Below are 15,514 nucleotides of genomic sequence, written 5' to 3'. Positions count from 1 at the left end.
TCGCCAACCCGCAACCCATTCATCGCGACTTTGCCGACCCCCTGAGTCGAGGTCTGATCGGCGGTCTCAGCGGCCGGTGGTGTTGTCGAGCTGTTCGCGGAGGATGTCGGCGTGGCCCGCATGGCGGCCGGTCTCCTCGATCATGTGCACCAGGAGCCACCTCATCGACGGCGGCTTGCCTTTTCGCGGGGTCTTGGGCGCAGGGAGGCTGAGGTCGGTATAGGTGTCGATGATCGCGTTCGACCGGCCAATGGCCTCCCGGTACGCCGCGGTCACGGTGTCGATCGTGTCTGTGGGGTCAGGCAGTTGGGTGGCGTTCCAGTTGCGGACGTCCTCGCCCAGGAAGTAGAACCGTTCGACGAAGGTCAGGTGCTTGACCAGGCCGAGGACATTGGTGCCCGAGGCAACTCCGGCAGTCCGTACCAGCGGTTCTGGTGCGCCCACCACCTTGTCCGCGATGGCACCTCGCAGATAGTCGAGGAAGGCGACCAGAGTGGCCTTCTCGTCACCATCGATCCCGGGCGGGCCGGTGTCCTCGGACTTTCGCCTGCGGGTGGACGGCATCACTTTCCTTTCGTCGGGTCCGTCGCCAGCATGCTGAGCGAACGACCGATCTTGCAAGAAAAATTGCGGATCCGCATGATGGCCCACATGGGCAGAACCGAAGAAGACGTCCTCACCGAAGTCGGGCCACGACTGCGAGCGCTGCGCCGGGCCGGCGGAGTGACGCTGGCGGACCTCGCCGCCGCGACCGGTCTCACACCGAGCACCTTGTCCCGGCTCGAGAACGGGAAACTCCGGCCCACGCTGGAGCAACTGCTGCCGCTGGCCAGGGCACACGGCGTCCCGCTGGACGACCTGGTCCAGGCGCCGCCGACCGGCGATCCCCGCATCCATCTTCGGCCGGTACGGCGTTTCGGGCTGGTCGTGGTGCCGCTGACCAAGCGGGCCGGTGGGATCCAGGCCTACAAGGTGATCTATCCCCCAGCGAGCCGATCGCGCCCGACGAAACTGCAGACCCACGAGGGCTACGAGTGGTTCTACGTCCTCAACGGGCAGGTCCGCTTCATCCTCGGCGAGCAGGACCTCCGCCTCGGCGCCGGTGAAGTCGCCGAATTCGACACCCGCCTCCCCCACGCGATCAGCAGCGCCACCGACCAGCCCGCCGAACTACTCACCCTCTTCGGCCCCCAAGGAGAACGCACCCACCTCTCAAAAGTCCATCGCTAGCACAGCCAGTGGTACAGATTGTTGCGTTCGGCCTACATTCGGTAACAAGACGGCCACCTTCTTTGCAGCCAACTTCACCTGTCATGTGACTGTCACACCTTTCATATGACTGGTAGTATGGTCACATGTTCTTCAATGAGCCGTTCGGCGGGATCATTCCCGGGGCGCGTGGCGCAGTGCTCGCGACCCTGCTGCGCACCGACGTACCCCTGACCGGGCGACAGATCCATAGCCTGCTCAGCGACGGCTACAGCCTATGGACAGTCCAACAAGCCCTGAAGTCGCTGACCAAGCTCGGCCTGGTGGAGACCCAGACCATCGGGCGGGCCGGCGTACACACCATCAACGAGGAGCACGCCTCGGTGGCTCCGCTGCGGACTCTGCTGGACCCAGTGACAGCCCTGCGAGAAGCGGTCAGCGCGGTGACCGACGGCGACGTGCAGGCGGTGCTCCTCTTCGGGTCGATCGCTCGCGGAGAGGCAACGCCGGACAGTGACATCGACCTAGCCGTCATTGCGCCGCCTGACTGGAACAACCGCGTTGAGCTTGAGGACAGCGTCCGTATGCATCTCGGCAACGATTGCGATGTCCTCGTCTTAACCGAGGCCGACTTCCATCGGCTGGCTGCCTCGGGGGAGCCGGTCGTCAGCGACATCGTCCGTGACGGCGTCGCGCTGATCGGTACCAAGCCGCGAGTCCAGCACGGAGCCGCGTGATGGCCACGGCCGAGCAGCGCAACCACGCCAAGAGCTTCCTCAAGAAGGCCGAGGAGTATCTCGCCTCGGCCGAAGCCAACCTTGCCGCCCAGCGGTACACCCCAGCAGCCGGCGACGCGATCCACGCCGGAATCAGCGCGAAGGATGCGATCGTCACCGCGCTCACCGGTTCGACAAGCAAGAAGAAGGATCACGCCACCGCGGCGAAGGAACTCCGACAGTCGCTGGCCAAACGAGCCGAGGCCGCCGCAGGCGAAAGGGCGCTGCGTGAATTGGTCGCGGCCAAAGGTGAGGTCGAGTACGGGACAGACGTGGTGACCGCGATCAAGGCCGAACCCCTGGTCCGCCGGGCGCGCACACTGGTGGAGCTTGCGGTCGAGATCGTGCGCCTCGGACGCTGACCGGCCACGTTGACGCGCCGGACCAGGTGGCCGATACATCGGCGCATTCGTCGGCGAGCTGTACTTCACTGCTGTACGACAAGCGGAAGCCCTCCCCGATGACTCGGAAAGGGCCTCTGACCTGGGTGGAGCTGAGGGGATTCGAACCCCTGGCCTCTTCGTTGCGAACGAAGCGCGCTACCAACTGCGCCACAGCCCCAGGTTTGCCTTGCGACCGCGAAACTCTAACACGCAGATGGTCGCTGTCTGAAACCGGATCAGTCGCCTACCGCTCGACGGATCTCCTGCTCTTCGGGCGGGGCTGGGGCGGGTTCCGGTACTGCGGGGGCCGCCTCGGGCTCGGGGTCCGCGGTACGGGCCGAGGAGAAGACTTCAGGGCCGGACAGGCTGATGGTGCGGACCGTCCGGTCGGGGGCCTTCTCCTTCATCACGTACGTCGGGAGCGTCATCGGCACGGGGTCCCACAGGCCTTCGGCGGGCTCGGGCTTGGTCTCGGCGACGACCGGCTCCGGCGCGACCGGGAGCTTGACCTCGACCGTCATCTCCTGGTCCGGCGAGACGGGTGCGGTTGCCGGACCGCGATCGTGGCGGGCTTCTGCCTGCGCCCGGCGCTTGGCGGCAAGTCGTGCACGCGTGCGGGCGTGGCGGCGGAGCTGAATCCGGGTCAGCACGATGAAGGCGACAATCACCGAGCCCGGAAGAGCGACTGTCCACCACAGCAGCATGCCGAGGCCGGCCAGCGCGGTCACCGAAAGCAGTGAAAGGGTCAGGATCGACAGCACCCGCCGGCGGCGCATTGCGGCCACCCGGCGGGCTCGGTTCGGGGCGAAGCGCAGCGGCGGCGACGGGTCCGCCGTGACAGTCTCAGCCGAGGAGCCCGAGCTGGACGCGGGAGGGCGCACCGCATAGCGAGTACGTGACTGCACGCCGTCCTGCCGCGACAGAACGCGCGCGGCAGACGACGAGACATTCTCCGCCGAGCGGCGCCGGCTCACCTCGTCGTTGCGCTTCAGCAGCATCGGGACGAGGTAGGCAGCCCACGCGGCGACGATCGCCACATAGATCAGTCCTGTCGTCCCCATGCGACGACGCTAAGACCACGAGCGGTTCACTTGGGGTACGTCGGGCGGTGTGTCGCAAGAAGACTCGTGTGACTGGTGTGAATAGCCACGCTCCGTAGTCAGGTCAATCGGGCAACCAGACCCGGCCCGACCTCCTCCGCGTTGAGCGCGAAGATGCGGTGGTCCCGCCAGTTGCCGTCGATGTGCAGGAAGCGCGGCCGGTCGCCTTCGTACCGGAAGCCGAGCTTCTCCACCACCCGCAGACTTGCCTTGTTCTCCGGGCGGATCGCCACCTCGAGACGGTGCAGACCGAGCGTAAACCAACAGTGGTCCGCAGCCAGGGCTACAGCGGTCGGCACGATGCCACGACCCGCGTACTGCTCGTCCACCCAGTAGCCGAGATTCGCCCAGCGAGCCGAGCCGTACGTGATGCCCGACACCGTCAGCTGCCCGACCAGCGGCCACTTCGCCCTCGGACCTGCAGCCGCACCGGCGTACGCGATCACAAAAGGGAGCATCCGGCCGTAGCGGGCCTGGCGGTTCCAGTCGCGTGCCATCGCTCGGAAAGTGCGTGCGCCATCCTCGGCACCGGGCGGCTGGGTCGCGTCCCACGGGCGGAGCCAGCTGACGTTGCGCTGGCGGGCGGCCGCCCACTCGGCCCCGTCGCCGGCCCGGAGCGGTCGTAGGCCGACCTGCCCGTGCTGGAGCTCCACGGGCCAGTGGACGACTGCCATTAGTCCTGGTCCGTCCGTAGGTGGTCGCCGCCACCCACTTGCTCGACCGCATGCACCAGGAGCGGCTCGAGTACGGCCAGGCCGTCCTTCACCCCACCACGCGAACCAGGGAGGTTCACAATGACCGTCTTGCCGGCCACACCGGCTACACCCCGCGACAGAGCAGCAGTGGGGATCCCATTGGCTATGCCGTAAGAACGGATGGCCTCAGCGATCCCGGGGATCTCCAAGTCCAGCACTGCCGACGTACGCTCCGGCGTCTCGTCCGTAGGCGAGATCCCCGTACCGCCGGTCGTCACCACTACGTCGTACGACGCTTCGACCGCCGCCATCAGCGCCTCGCCGACAGGAGCGCCGTCGGGCACTACCTGCGGCCCGTCGGTGTCGAAACCCCACGCAGTAAGCCCTTCGACGATCAGTGGGCCGGTGGTATCCGAGTAGACGCCTGCAGCAGCGCGGTTCGAGATGCTGACGACCAGGGCTCTCACGGCCGCTCCCAATGCCCGGTCTTGCCGCCGTCCTTGGTCTCCACCCGTACGTCGGACAGCACGGCCGCAGGGTCGAGCGCCTTCACCATGTCGATGACAGCCAGCCCAGCAACCGTCACTGCGGTCAGAGCCTCCATCTCGACCCCAGTGCGATCCGTGGTCTTCACAGCGGCCTCGATCAGTACTGCGTCGTCCGCCACCTGCAGGTCGAGCGTCACCCCGGTAATGGCAATCGGGTGACACAACGGAATCAGGTCCGGCGTCCGCTTCGCCCCCATGATCCCCGCGATCCTGGCCACGGCCAGAGCATCACCCTTCGGTACTCCGTCACCACGAAGCGCAGCGACCACCTCGGCCGAGACGAAGACCTTGCCCGTGGCAACGGCTCGCCGGGCGCTCTCGGACTTGGCGGAGACGTCGACCATGCGGGCCGCGCCGGAGGCGTCGACGTGCGTCAGCCCGTACTGCGAGTCGGTCATCCGGTCTCCTCGTCCAGCAGCAACAGCTCCACCTGCTCGCCGGCCCGGACGGTGGTGACGTCCTCGGGCACCACGATCAGGGCGTTCGAACGGCTCAACCCGCCGAGCAGGTGGGACCCGTGCCCGCCGACTGTACTGGCCATCCAGCCCTGATCGCCGGAGGAGGCCGCCGCCCGGACGAACTGCCGTCGGCCGGCGGGTGAGGAGAACCCGTCCAGCGCCACCGCCTGCACCGGCGTACGGCCGTACGGCATCGCCCCCATCAGCTTGCGCAGCGCCGGCCGGACGAACACCTCGAACGACACGTACGCCGACACCGGGTTGCCGGGCAGCGTGAAGATCGGCACCTCGTCGTCGCCCATCACGCCGAACCCCTGCGGCTTACCCGGCTGCATCGCGACCTCGGGGAAGTCGATGGTGCCCAGCTTGGTCAGCACTTCCTTGACCACGTCGTACGCGCCCTTGCTGACACCACCGGAGGTGATCACCAGGTCGGCCCGCACAAGCTGGTCCGACAACGTGTCCAGGATCTTCTTCGGGTCGTCGTCAACGATGCCGACCCGGTAGACCACAGCGCCCGCCTGCCGGGCTGCGGCCGCCAACGTGTAGCTGTTCGAGTCGTAGATCTGCCCGCCACCCAGACGCACACCAGGCTCACGCAGTTCGGCGCCGGTCGACACAACGACCACCCGGGGCCGTGGGCGCACCTTGACCCGGGCCCGGCCGACCGCTGCGAGTACTGCGATCTGTCGGGGGCCCAGCACGGTGTCGCGGTCCAAAACCTTGTCACCCGCCTGCAGGTCCTCCCCGGCTCGGCGTACGGAGGCCCCTAGCGACGGCTGCTGCGCAATGCGCACGCTGACCGTTCCACCATCTGTCCACTCAACCGGTACGACGCTGTCGGCGCCACGGGGTACCTGTGCGCCGGTCATGATCCGTACTGCCGTCCCCGGACTGACCACGATGGGCTCGGTGCGTCCGGCAGCGACCTCTCCCACCACGGGGAGCGTGACCGGGCTTTCCTGACTTGCCCCGTCCAGATCCTTGGCCTGCACGGCATAGCCGTCCATGGCCGAGTTGTCGAAGCCCGGCAGGCTCACGCCGGACACGATGTCCTCACAGAGCACCAGCCCGAGCGCCTCCATCAACGGCTGCTCGAACGGCGGCAGCGGCCTCACCCTGCCGAGTACTGCTTCCAGATGCTCGTCAACACTGCGTTTCACCCGGCTGACTCTATCTTTCGGGGTGCGCTCCCCCGACCATGCGCTCTGCCGACCGTGCGTAGGCCGTCAGCCCAGGAGGAACTCCGTGACGGTCTGCCGCACAGTTCCCGCTCCGCTCACCTGCAGGGAGTGCCCGCCGTCCGGCACCACCACGAGCCGCGACCCGGGGATGTCCCGATGAGCCTCGCGCGCCCACACCAGCGGCGTACCGAGGTCGCGTTCACCGTGCACCAGCAAGGCCTTGACCCCGACCAGTGACAACCCTCGGACCTCAGGGTCCTTGACCTTGGGCCAGTGCTCGCACATCACCATCTCGCCGTTCCCCCGCGCCGTCTCGGCGTTGAACGGCCAGAGCTGCCCGGGCTTGAGCAGGCTGACGGCTCGATCGGCCTTGCGGGCCCGGGAGTGCTCGGGCGCCTGAGCGCTGCCCCAGGGGAAGTCCAGGTCGAGACACAGTGTCGACGCCTGGATGCCCTGGCTGTACTCCGAGGCCGGCGCCTCGCTGAACTGGTCGACCAGTGCGATGAGTTCCCGCAGTCGGGTGTCATCGCCGCCGGCCGCATCGTGCAGAGCCTCAGGGGCGAACAAGTAGCGAGCCGGATCGACGTAACTCATCATCGTGACCATCTCGAGCAACTGCGGTCCGAGCGCCGGAGTACGTCGTAGTACGGCGGCAAGGTCTGCCGCCGGGTCGCCGGGGCAACCGCGGCCGGGGGTGGCGCAGACGTCCCGCAGGACCCGTGCGAAGTCCGGGAACGTCTCCGCCAGGTCGGCGCGGAAGGCATCGACCGGTACCACCGAGTCGAGTACCAGGTGAGTGACCTTGGTTCGGTGAGCGGCGGCGTACCGCTGGGCGGTGTAGGTGCCGTAGGAGACACCGTCGACCGCCCACTTGTCCACCCTCAACGCGCGCCGGAGGTCCTCGAAGTCAGCAACGGAGTCGGTCGTCGCATAGTGCTCGCGGTCGGGGCCGAGCGTCGCCGCGCAAGCCAGCACCGCAGCGCGGCTCGGCACTCGAAGGTCGGAGCCGCCCCGCTCTTCCTGCAGCTCCGGGCAGTTCAGAGCGTTAGCGCCGGTACCCCGCTGGTCGAGCATGACGATCCGGTAGTCGTTCGCGATTCCCTCGAACGCGCGGAGTACGCGCGGGGCAAGACGCGGCCCGGGCTGGCCCGGACCGCCGGTGAGCAGCAGCATCGTCCGGTCCGCCTGCGGATTGCCCGCCACCAGGACCGGCAGGTCGAGAGTCCTGCTGCGCTTGTCATTGCGATCCAGCCGGACTGTCAGCTTGCCGCACAGGTAGGAGGTCAACGTGGGCTCGACGCAAGGACTGAGCCCGGTCCACCTCGAAGCAGGATCCGCTGCCGGAGCAGCATCGGCGGACGCAGCGGGAGGTGCGGACGCGGGGGTGGGCTCGGCTTGGGCCGAGCTGCCGCCCAGCAGCAGACCGGCGGTCAGGACGGCTGTCAGGACAACGGCACTGCGGCGTCCGCGCATGGTGGGCTCCAAACCGGTCGGGCGTTGGAGGCCAACCTCACCCGGCCGCAAGGTCGACCGCCATCGATTAGAGACCTTCGAACCTTCCACGGGCGATGATGGGGCTCGGGGAGGGACTGCGATGATCCGGCTCGGGTTGAACGACCAGCAGTTGTCAACGCTGCGCTTCACGGTGTCACCGCTGCTGCATGTCGTGCAGGCGGTGCTGTGGGTCCAGCAGCGTCCCCAGCAGCTCCCGGCCTGGTTGAAGGACCGGTGGTCCCAGGTCTCGGCTGACTCCCGCGCGTTGCTGGTCGACCTGATCGATCCGTCCACGCACTCGATCCCGGACTTCCTGCTGCCACTCACAGATCAGTACCGCCCCAGTGCCGAGACAGAGCTGGCTGCGGTCGCCGCGACTCCACGCGCCGTCCTGCGCGACCAACTGCGACTCACCTATCGGCTGGGGCCGGTCGATGAAGTCTTCGCCTGCCGAATGGGCGCAGTACCGGCTGTTGCGGACAAGTGGCGCAAGGAGCCGAACAAGCTCGCTCGAGCGGCCTGGGCCGGTGACAGCGCGCCGCTACTGGCCGCCGCGCAGGACGCGCTGCAAGAGGTCTGGCAGTTGGTCATCGCCCCTAGCTGGCCGCTGATCCGGTCGGTGACCGAGACCGACGTGATGCACCGGCTGCAACTGGTGAAGTCGGCCGGGATGTCATCGGCGGCCCTTGAGCTGGTCGACGGCGAGGAGTGGGACGGCAAGGCGGCGCGGATCGATTCGCCGCTCGAGCTCGACCTGTCGAACGTCAGGAGTCGCATCGTGCTGGCGCCTGTGGTCCTGCTCGACCAGGGCCGCTCGCTCGTCGTCTCCGGCGACGACCTGGTGATCGGCTATCCCTGCCGCGGGCGCGGGATCGTGGTCGGACCGCGCGCATCGGGCGAGTCGCCAGCGATCACCCTTCCCGACGGACTGGGCACGAGGCATCGTCTGCTCGCTGCCCTCGAGGTTCCCCAGTCGGGCCACAACCTCGCGGCCCGCCTCGGACTGTCCAAGGCGACCGTGTCGTACCACCTGGGCAGACTGCACAGCAGCGGCCTGGTCGAGCGCCGTCGTCTCGGCCGGGAGGTGTACTACGCCCGGACACCGGCCGCGGACCGGTTCACCGTTGCGGCACTGCCTCGGGATGCCCGCCCCACACCATCCTGACGTCCGGGACGCGCTCCTCGTTGGCTGAGCCGTCGGTACGGCGTACTTCGGTGAAGCCATGGTGTCGGTAGAAGGCCTGGGCCCGGGTGTTGCTCTGGAACGTCCACAAAGCCAGCCCACCCGGCCGGAGGTCCTTCGCCAGGTCCACCAGCGCCGAACCAACTCCCTGGCCCGCCAAATCCGGGGCGACGTACAGCTGGTCGAGGTCGTCCCCGTCGAGCGTGAGCACAGCGATGATCTGCCCATCGTCCAGCGCGACCCAGCTCTGCCCGTCCGGCAACAGCACGTCGGCGAACCACTTACGGACCTCTGTCTCCGTGTGGATCGCCGGCGGCAACTGTGAGCCGACCGCATGTCGCGACCGCCACCAGACCGCGGCGGCCTCCTCGGTGTCGTACGGCTCCAACGGCCGGATCAGCAGGTCGGACACTACGCATCAGCCGCGCAGCACGGTGCCGTCGGCGATCTCCAGCTTCTCCCCTGCCTGCGCCTCCACGTCAACGTCGCCGATCACGACGACCTCCTTGCCGAAGGCAACATCACCACGCACCTCGAGCCGATCCGCCCGGACCAGCGACGGCGGTCCGGCCGCGAACCGGGACTCGAAGTCCGCCAGGATCTTGAAGTACTCCGGGTCGAGGTCCACATAGGGCTCGTCTCCCTCGTGGGTGGTGGTCAGGTCCCCCGCCTCGTCCAGTTCGTACACGTCGGACCGCAGTACCAGCAGGTCGTTCGTGGTCTTGACCGGCTTGAACCGGCTTCGGTCCACGATCACCGCCTGGGATCCCTCGAAGGTCTCGATCGCTGTGCCCATGCCGGTCTCCAACTGGATCACCTTCGGCGAGTCAGCGTCAGCCGGGTCGACCGTCTTGTGGTTCACGATGATCGGCAGGCCGAGCACGCCGTGGTGGCTGGCCATCAGGTCGGCCAGCTGGTCGAGGTCGATCCACAGGTTGTTCGTGTTGAAGGTCGTGTGCCGGGTGATGTCCTGGAAGGACTTGCTGTCGTCCGGGTGCACCTGGGCGCTGTCGCGCAGGATCAGCCGGCCGTCGGACTTCCGTATGGCGACGTGGCCGCCCTTGCGATCGGACCTGGTTCGCCGGCAGACCTCCATCCCGAACGGGACGTCGTGCTCGACCATCCACGCGGCGATCCGGCCGTCGGGGGTCGCGCCGAGATTGTCCGCGTTCGAAATGAACGCATGCTTGAAACCGTGCTCCCGCAGGACGTCGAGAGTGCCGGAGGCGACCAGGGCGGTGAACAGGTCGCCATGACCCGGCGGACACCACGCCAACTCGGGGTCGGCGGGCCACTCGGCCGGGGTCAGGTCGGCCTCGAGCAGCTTGGGCTCCATGTTCTGCAGGAAGTCCAGTGGTAGTCCGTCGACCGGCAGGTCGGAGTACTCGCTGAGCACAGCCAGGGATTCCTCCTTGGTGCGGAAGGAGTTCATCAGCACCAACGGCAACCGAACGCCGTAGGTCTTGCGGGTGGTGAGGATCTGCCGGGCGATGATGTCGAGGAAGGTCAGCCCGTCCTTCACCGGCAGCGCGGACTTCGGCCCGGTGACGCCCATCGAGGTCCCGAGACCGCCGTTGAGCTTGATCACCACTGTCTCGGCCAGCCCGGCCCGCATCGACTCATCGTCGGCGTCGAGGTGTTCCAGATGGGGCAGATCACCCACCGGTTCGATCTCGTCCTCGCGGATCGTGCCCTGCTGCCCCGACTCGAGCAACCGGTAGTAGTGCGAGAAGACCTTGATCGCGACGTCGGCCGCACCGGCCGCGCGCATCTTCTCCTGTGCCTGATGGAGACCTGCCTCACTCATGGACCAACACTAGGCGAGTGCGGATGACAACGCCGTTACGCGGGTCACCCGGCGCCTAAGATCTGGCTGTGAACTTCCCGAAGGCTGCGTTAAGAGCCGAACTGCTGGCCGCGCGCGGGTCCTCGACAATCAACTCAGGACAAAGCCTGCTCGAGGTTGCACGGTCGCAGCCCGACCTCACAGCCGCAGCTCGGATTGCCCTGTATGTGTCGCGGGGTCCGGAGCCGCAGACCGGGCCGCTGATCGACTGGTTACTTGCGACCGGCAAGGAAGTCCTGCTCCCGATCCTGTACGCCGACAACGACCTCGGCTGGGGTATCGCACCAGGCGCAGCCGACCTGGTTCCTGGCCGGCTCGGACTGTCGGAACCACCAGTCGACCTCGGACCCGACGCCATCAGCACCGCGGACCTGGTGATCTGCCCGGCGCTCGCGGTCGACCGGTACGGCGTACGGCTGGGTCGTGGCGGCGGGTCCTACGACAGAGCCCTGGCCCGCCTCTCCCCTGGTACGCCGATCTGGGCGATCGTCTACGACACCGAGATCCTCGACGAGGTCCCGGCCGACCCCCACGACCACCCGGTCCAGGCAGCCCTCACTCCTACGCGACTGATCAGGCTTACCGCTCGGGCTTGGTGATCGTCAGAGTGTGTTCGCGTTTGGCCTCGACCGCGCCCTTGGAGAAGGCCCAGGGCAGGGTTTCTCCCTTCAGCCACAGGTCTGTCTGATCGGTGTAGTTCGAGGTGAACGCGTGCCCGGAGACGCCGGTCAGGTTGATCCAGCGGGACTTGTCGAAGTCGGACAGGTCGACGACCATCCGCATCGACGGCGTGGCGGTAACGGTGTAGTCCTCAGACGCGTCCCAGGCGGTCGCGTCGACCGTGGACGAGCCGCCGCCCAACTCGTACGGGCCGCGGTTGAACAACCGGTCCACCAGGCCGATGCCGGACTTGCCCAGCGTCTGGTTCGTCAGGGTCAGCTTGTGCAGCCGGCCCCACTGCCAGTTCGCGGGCTCCCGGGCCATCTTCGTGGTGATCTCGGCCCGCCCCTCCACCAGCGCCTCGCGCAGGATGTCGTCGCGACTCTCCCGTTGCGGCGTCCGCAGGTCGTCCCACCACGAACTGTTCGGCTGCACCAGCAGGTTGCGGATCACCTCGAACCAGCGCGAGCCGCCGTCCGGCCAGACCGACTCCGGCATCTGGTCGTGGAAGGTGAGCGCGAGCAGGTTGCGCCAGACGATGTTGAAGTACGCCGCCGGCGCGGAGTCGGCCGGCTGGGTGAAGTCCCAGCCGCGGAGCGTGTCCTGGCCCTGCTTGTCGAAGTCGTCGTTGATCCCGATCCGGAGCAGGTACGGCACCAGCGTCTCGGCGTTGCGGTTCTTGGTGTCCAGCTGGATCGACGCCATCGCGTTCGCGTCCAGCTTGCCGGCCTTCCGGATCCGGTCGAGGATCTGCTGAGATCGATACCCGTAGTCCCAGTCGTTGGAAAGCGTGTACTTGTACGACTTCGGTACGACGGCCTGGTTCGCCGTCACGATGATCCCGTCGGCCGGGTCGTACTCGGTCGGCATCGCCTGGAACGGGATGAACCCGGCCCACTCGTACTTCGGGTCCCAGCCGGGCACGGGCCAGTCTCCGGTGCCGGCGCCGGCCCGGCGGATCGGCACCTTGCCAGGAGCCTGGTAGCCGATGTGCCCCTCGCGATCGGCGTACACCAGGTTCTGCGAGGGGACCTCGAACAGGGTCGCCGCGGAGCGGAACGCCTTCCAGGTCTGGGCCCGGTCGATCGCGAAGATCGCGTCCGCTGTCCGGCCCGGAGTGAGGGCGGTCCAGCGCAGCGCGATGCCGTACGGCTCGGTGCTCTTGCCCTTCGCGGCGAGCTCGCCGGCCTCCTTGGCGTCGTCGTCGGTGTCGGAGATGAGCGGACCGTGCCGGGTCGACCGGACGGTGATCTTCTCCTCCTCGTCCTGACCGGCCACCTTGAAGGTCTCGGTCCGGGTGGTCAGCGGCTCGACCTTGCCGTTGTAGAGCACGCCGTCGCCGGTCAACCGCTCCAGGTAGAGGTCCATCACGTCGGGATTGAGGTTGGTGAAGCCCCAGGAGATCGAGCTGTTGTGACCGATCACCACGCCCGGCAGACCGGAGAAGCTGAAGCCGGACACGTCGTACGGGCACTGCGGGCTGAACTTGTTGCAGTGCAGCCCGACCTGGGTCCAGATGCCGGGCATCGTCGCGCCGAGGTGCGGGTCGTTCGCCAGCAGCGGTTTGCCGGTGGTGGTGTGCTCACCGGACACCACCCACGAGTTGGAGCCGATCCCGTCGCCGCGGCCGAGCAGTTGCGGCAGTCCCTTGATCACCTTGTCGACGCTGTCGAGGGACTTCAGCAGGTCCTTCGTCAACATCCCGCGATTGGCTTCGGTCTCCACCGGGGGCGTCGGGCTGAAGGCGCCGTCCTGGTCCAACGACGCGTTGGCGATGATCGGCTCGTTCCGGTCGTACGGATATGCCGGGTAGAGCGAGTTGATGTTGGCCGCGCTGGTGGTCGCGGCCAGTTTGGTCCGGGTGATCTCCTCGTCCAGATTGCCGCCGAGGTCCCACGCCATCGCCTTGAGCCAGGCCAACGAGTCGGCGGCGGTCCACGGCTCCGGGATGTAGTCCGTGCCCTTCAGCGACAGTACGGCGTACTCGAGGCTGAGGCCGGAGCCCGAGTGGGTGTCGAGGTAGGCGTTGACGCCGCGGGCGTAGTCGTCCAGGTACTGCCGGGTGGACGGGCTGAGCAGACCCAGCTCCTCCTCGGCGACCCGGCGCCAGCCGAGCGTGCGGACGAACTTGTCCGTCTCCAGCGCGTCCTTGCCGAACAGCTCCGCGAGCCGCCCGGAGGTGACGTGGCGGCGGAAGTCCATCTCGAAGAACCGGTCCTGCGCGGCGACATAGCCCTGCGCGGCGAACAGGTCGGCCGGCTTGTCCGCGTAGATCTGGGGGATGCCGTTCGCGTCGCGGACCACCTCCACGTCCCCGTCGAGACCCGCTAGCTCCACGGTCCCGTCGTACGTGGGGAAGCTGTGACGGACGACGAAGATGCCGGTACCGGCCACCACCAGAAGCAAGGTGGCGAGCACGATTCCGCTGACTACGGTGACTCGAAGCAGGCGACGCACGGACCAACCGTAGAGAATGCCGCCTCGCACCCCAAATGCAGATCCAGGCCGGACTCACATCCGCAGGGGCGTCCACGTTCTATGCACATGAACAGTGAGCTCGAGTACCTGCCCGTGCCGGCCGCCGATCTGGACCGGATCCGCTGCAACGGCCATGACGACTACGGCAACCGGTTGCTGCCGCAGATATCTGGGGACGGCGCTCCCCTGCGCTGCTGCCTGCGGCTGTCCGTCGCCGGTGAGGAGATCTCACTGATCGCACATCGGCCATCACCCCTCGGAGGCGCATATGCCGAGGTGGGGCCCGTGTTCATCCATGTCGGGGAGTGCCCGGGCTACGCGGGCGACGGCTTCCCATCGGACTTCCTCGAGCGGCATGCGGTGCTGCGTCCGTACGACGAGGCCGGGCTGATGCTGGACGGCGTACTGGTTGAGCCGGGGACCAGCGAGGGCGAGTTGAAGCGGCTCTTCGACGATCCGGCCGTGGCACTCGTGCACGTTCGCAACGTGGTCGCGGGGTGCTGGAACTTCTCTGTCCGGCGGCGCACGGCTTAACGCAAGGTTTACCCGGGAGAGTCGGGCTGGGGTCCCGCGCCGGGTGCGGCCAACTGGTAGACCTCGATCGCGCCGGCGCTGTAGCGGTGGTAGGCGAGCCGCTTGACCAGGGCCGACGGCCGGTCGAGGTTGGTGTCGAAGACGAGCCAGCGGACGTTGTACCTGGTCCGGAGGAGGTCCAGCTCCTCGCTGGTCGGATTCTTGAAGGCCCGGTCGTTCGCTGCGAGCAGCCGCTGGTCCCAGAAGGGTCCGTTGACCGCGGCGTCCCCGTCCTTGCGGCTCTGCGCGGTCGGGGTGTAAGCCCAGCCTTCCACCAGCACCCGGCGTTCGGCGTACCCGGAGAGCCAGAAGTTGCGGGCGTCGCACTTCCTCTCGGCGTACACGGGGGTGCAGTGCGAGTTGGTGGCGAGCCGGTCGGAGACTGCCGAGTGGTCCCTGATGTAGCGGGCGGCCTCGGCCCCTCCGGTCGGGATCTGCCGTCTGGGGTGCCTGCACTCGGGGCGCTCGGGGCCGGACACGCAGACCGTGTCGGCAAGGGTGGTCACCACTGTCTCAGGGATCCACACCGCGCTGACACCGAACACGACCAGTACTCCGAGTCCGGCGGCCAAGGCGCGCTCGCGGGTGTTCCGCAGGATCAGTGCGGCGACTGCTGCCACGACAAAGACGGCCAGCCAGGGCCAGATCACCTGGAGGCTGACCGCGAGTACGCCGTCCTTGTTGTTCGGTCTGTTGGGCGTCAGGGCGCTGATGATCTTTGCCAGCAGCATGCCTGCCGCCAGTGCGATGGCGAGACGGGGAACCAGGACGCGGAGGCGAACCTTGTCGAGCAGGATGGTCAGGCCCCAGGCAGAGGCCGCTATGGCTACGGGGAAGGCTGCGCGGACGAAGTAGAGCTGGCTGAAGCCGGGGTGCCTGAACAGGACGCCCGCTGCCAGGCCGGCGATGAGGAAGCCGGTCAGGAAG

General features: G+C 67.6%; 16 protein-coding genes, 1 tRNA gene and 1 pseudogene. 6 read left to right on the top strand and 12 right to left on the bottom strand.

Going from position 1 to position 15,514, the window contains the following annotated elements; translation table 11 throughout:
* Nucleotides 1-66: 66 nt before the first annotated feature.
* The gene (locus VFG33_RS35270) at nucleotides 67-564 is read right to left on the bottom strand and encodes a DinB family protein (protein ID WP_325057361.1); all 498 of its coding nucleotides are present in this window, start codon (nucleotides 562-564) and stop codon (nucleotides 67-69) included.
* A gap of 87 nt (nucleotides 565-651) precedes the next feature.
* Here VFG33_RS35270 and VFG33_RS35265 point away from each other — a divergent pair, with 87 nt between their 5' ends.
* The 3 genes from VFG33_RS35265 to VFG33_RS35255 all read left to right on the top strand — a co-directional run bounded on the left by VFG33_RS35265 (nucleotide 652) and on the right by VFG33_RS35255 (nucleotide 2,347).
* Nucleotides 652-1,230 (top strand): helix-turn-helix domain-containing protein, encoded by a 579-nt coding sequence (locus tag VFG33_RS35265; protein WP_325057360.1) that lies wholly within the window; start codon nucleotides 652-654, stop codon nucleotides 1,228-1,230.
* A gap of 125 nt (nucleotides 1,231-1,355) precedes the next feature.
* Complete coding sequence (locus VFG33_RS35260) at nucleotides 1,356-1,946, top strand: nucleotidyltransferase domain-containing protein (RefSeq protein ID WP_325057359.1); 591 nt, start codon at nucleotides 1,356-1,358, stop codon at nucleotides 1,944-1,946.
* On the top strand, nucleotides 1,946-2,347 hold the full coding sequence (locus VFG33_RS35255; protein WP_325057358.1) for a hypothetical protein: 402 nt from the start codon (nucleotides 1,946-1,948) through the stop codon (nucleotides 2,345-2,347). Before VFG33_RS35260 ends, VFG33_RS35255 begins: the two co-directional genes overlap by 1 nt.
* Nucleotides 2,348-2,473: 126 nt before the next feature.
* On the opposite strand, the gene VFG33_RS35250 is transcribed toward VFG33_RS35255, so the two are convergent.
* The 7 genes from VFG33_RS35250 to VFG33_RS35220 all read right to left on the bottom strand — a co-directional run bounded on the left by VFG33_RS35250 (nucleotide 2,474) and on the right by VFG33_RS35220 (nucleotide 7,826).
* A tRNA-Ala gene (locus tag VFG33_RS35250) sits at nucleotides 2,474-2,546 on the bottom strand.
* 58 nt (nucleotides 2,547-2,604) lie between these two features.
* Nucleotides 2,605-3,429 (bottom strand): divisome protein SepX/GlpR, encoded by an 825-nt coding sequence (gene sepX / locus VFG33_RS35245; protein WP_325057357.1) that lies wholly within the window; start codon nucleotides 3,427-3,429, stop codon nucleotides 2,605-2,607.
* A gap of 98 nt (nucleotides 3,430-3,527) precedes the next feature.
* Complete coding sequence (locus tag VFG33_RS35240) at nucleotides 3,528-4,142, bottom strand: GNAT family N-acetyltransferase (RefSeq protein WP_325057356.1); 615 nt, start codon at nucleotides 4,140-4,142, stop codon at nucleotides 3,528-3,530.
* Nucleotides 4,142-4,630, bottom strand: coding sequence for a MogA/MoaB family molybdenum cofactor biosynthesis protein (locus tag VFG33_RS35235; protein ID WP_325057355.1), 489 nt, complete (start codon nucleotides 4,628-4,630; stop codon nucleotides 4,142-4,144). The genes VFG33_RS35240 and VFG33_RS35235 overlap by 1 nt, the downstream gene beginning before the upstream one ends.
* Nucleotides 4,627-5,109, bottom strand: a complete 483-nt coding sequence (gene moaC, locus VFG33_RS35230; protein ID WP_325057354.1) for a cyclic pyranopterin monophosphate synthase MoaC — start codon at nucleotides 5,107-5,109, stop codon at nucleotides 4,627-4,629. The genes VFG33_RS35235 and moaC overlap by 4 nt, the downstream gene beginning before the upstream one ends.
* On the bottom strand, nucleotides 5,106-6,332 hold the full coding sequence (gene glp / locus VFG33_RS35225; RefSeq protein ID WP_325057353.1) for a molybdotransferase-like divisome protein Glp: 1,227 nt from the start codon (nucleotides 6,330-6,332) through the stop codon (nucleotides 5,106-5,108). The genes moaC and glp overlap by 4 nt, the downstream gene beginning before the upstream one ends.
* A gap of 66 nt (nucleotides 6,333-6,398) precedes the next feature.
* Complete coding sequence (locus VFG33_RS35220) at nucleotides 6,399-7,826, bottom strand: alpha/beta hydrolase (protein ID WP_325057352.1); 1,428 nt, start codon at nucleotides 7,824-7,826, stop codon at nucleotides 6,399-6,401.
* Nucleotides 7,827-7,947: 121 nt separating this feature from the next.
* Between VFG33_RS35220 and VFG33_RS35215 the strand changes: the two genes are divergently transcribed.
* Complete coding sequence (locus tag VFG33_RS35215) at nucleotides 7,948-9,012, top strand: ArsR/SmtB family transcription factor (RefSeq protein WP_325057351.1); 1,065 nt, start codon at nucleotides 7,948-7,950, stop codon at nucleotides 9,010-9,012.
* Here the strand turns inward: VFG33_RS35215 and VFG33_RS35210 are convergent.
* Together VFG33_RS35210 and VFG33_RS35205 are read right to left on the bottom strand one after the other, a co-directional pair.
* Nucleotides 8,966-9,442, bottom strand: a complete 477-nt coding sequence (locus VFG33_RS35210) for a GNAT family N-acetyltransferase (protein ID WP_325057350.1) — start codon at nucleotides 9,440-9,442, stop codon at nucleotides 8,966-8,968. The genes VFG33_RS35215 and VFG33_RS35210 overlap by 47 nt on opposite strands.
* Nucleotides 9,443-9,448: 6 nt before the next feature.
* Complete coding sequence (locus tag VFG33_RS35205) at nucleotides 9,449-10,837, bottom strand: UTP--glucose-1-phosphate uridylyltransferase (RefSeq protein WP_325057349.1); 1,389 nt, start codon at nucleotides 10,835-10,837, stop codon at nucleotides 9,449-9,451.
* A gap of 68 nt (nucleotides 10,838-10,905) precedes the next feature.
* Between VFG33_RS35205 and VFG33_RS35200 the strand changes: the two genes are divergently transcribed.
* Nucleotides 10,906-11,475 carry a 5-formyltetrahydrofolate cyclo-ligase gene (locus VFG33_RS35200; RefSeq protein ID WP_325057348.1) on the top strand — a complete coding sequence of 190 codons (570 nt, stop codon included), beginning with the start codon at nucleotides 10,906-10,908 and terminating at the stop codon, nucleotides 11,473-11,475.
* Here VFG33_RS35200 and VFG33_RS35195 read toward each other — a convergent pair.
* Nucleotides 11,456-13,993 (bottom strand): penicillin acylase family protein, encoded by a 2,538-nt coding sequence (locus tag VFG33_RS35195; protein ID WP_325057347.1) that lies wholly within the window; start codon nucleotides 13,991-13,993, stop codon nucleotides 11,456-11,458. The genes VFG33_RS35200 and VFG33_RS35195 overlap by 20 nt on opposite strands.
* An 87-nt stretch (nucleotides 13,994-14,080) precedes the next feature.
* On the opposite strand from VFG33_RS35195, the gene VFG33_RS35190 reads away from it, so the two are divergent.
* Nucleotides 14,081-14,548 (top strand): DUF1203 domain-containing protein, encoded by a 468-nt coding sequence (locus VFG33_RS35190; RefSeq protein ID WP_325057346.1) that lies wholly within the window; start codon nucleotides 14,081-14,083, stop codon nucleotides 14,546-14,548.
* An 8-nt stretch (nucleotides 14,549-14,556) separates the two neighbouring features.
* On the opposite strand, the pseudogene VFG33_RS35185 reads toward VFG33_RS35190, so the two are convergent.
* A pseudogene (locus tag VFG33_RS35185) lies at nucleotides 14,557-15,514 on the bottom strand (hypothetical protein); the annotation flags it as partial.

This window comes from Kribbella sp. (assembly GCF_035687465.1).
GTDB lineage: Bacteria > Actinomycetota > Actinomycetes > Propionibacteriales > Kribbellaceae > Kribbella.
Note: the sequence above shows the minus strand (reverse complement) of the source record. Positions and strands in the feature narration are given on the sequence as shown.

Coding starts and splice junctions, on each gene's coding strand:
- VFG33_RS35260 (WP_325057359.1), top strand. CDS start 1,356: ATGTTCTTCAATGAGCCGTTCGGCGGGATCATTCCCGGGGCGCGTGGC.
- VFG33_RS35215 (WP_325057351.1), top strand. CDS start 7,948: ATGATCCGGCTCGGGTTGAACGACCAGCAGTTGTCAACGCTGCGCTTC.
- VFG33_RS35220 (WP_325057352.1), bottom strand. CDS start 7,826: ATGCGCGGACGCCGCAGTGCCGTTGTCCTGACAGCCGTCCTGACCGCC.
- VFG33_RS35270 (WP_325057361.1), bottom strand. CDS start 564: ATGCCGTCCACCCGCAGGCGAAAGTCCGAGGACACCGGCCCGCCCGGG.
- VFG33_RS35190 (WP_325057346.1), top strand. CDS start 14,081: ATGAACAGTGAGCTCGAGTACCTGCCCGTGCCGGCCGCCGATCTGGAC.
- VFG33_RS35205 (WP_325057349.1), bottom strand. CDS start 10,837: ATGAGTGAGGCAGGTCTCCATCAGGCACAGGAGAAGATGCGCGCGGCC.
- moaC (WP_325057354.1), bottom strand. CDS start 5,109: ATGACCGACTCGCAGTACGGGCTGACGCACGTCGACGCCTCCGGCGCG.
- VFG33_RS35265 (WP_325057360.1), top strand. CDS start 652: ATGGGCAGAACCGAAGAAGACGTCCTCACCGAAGTCGGGCCACGACTG.
- VFG33_RS35255 (WP_325057358.1), top strand. CDS start 1,946: ATGGCCACGGCCGAGCAGCGCAACCACGCCAAGAGCTTCCTCAAGAAG.
- sepX (WP_325057357.1), bottom strand. CDS start 3,429: ATGGGGACGACAGGACTGATCTATGTGGCGATCGTCGCCGCGTGGGCT.
- VFG33_RS35240 (WP_325057356.1), bottom strand. CDS start 4,142: ATGGCAGTCGTCCACTGGCCCGTGGAGCTCCAGCACGGGCAGGTCGGC.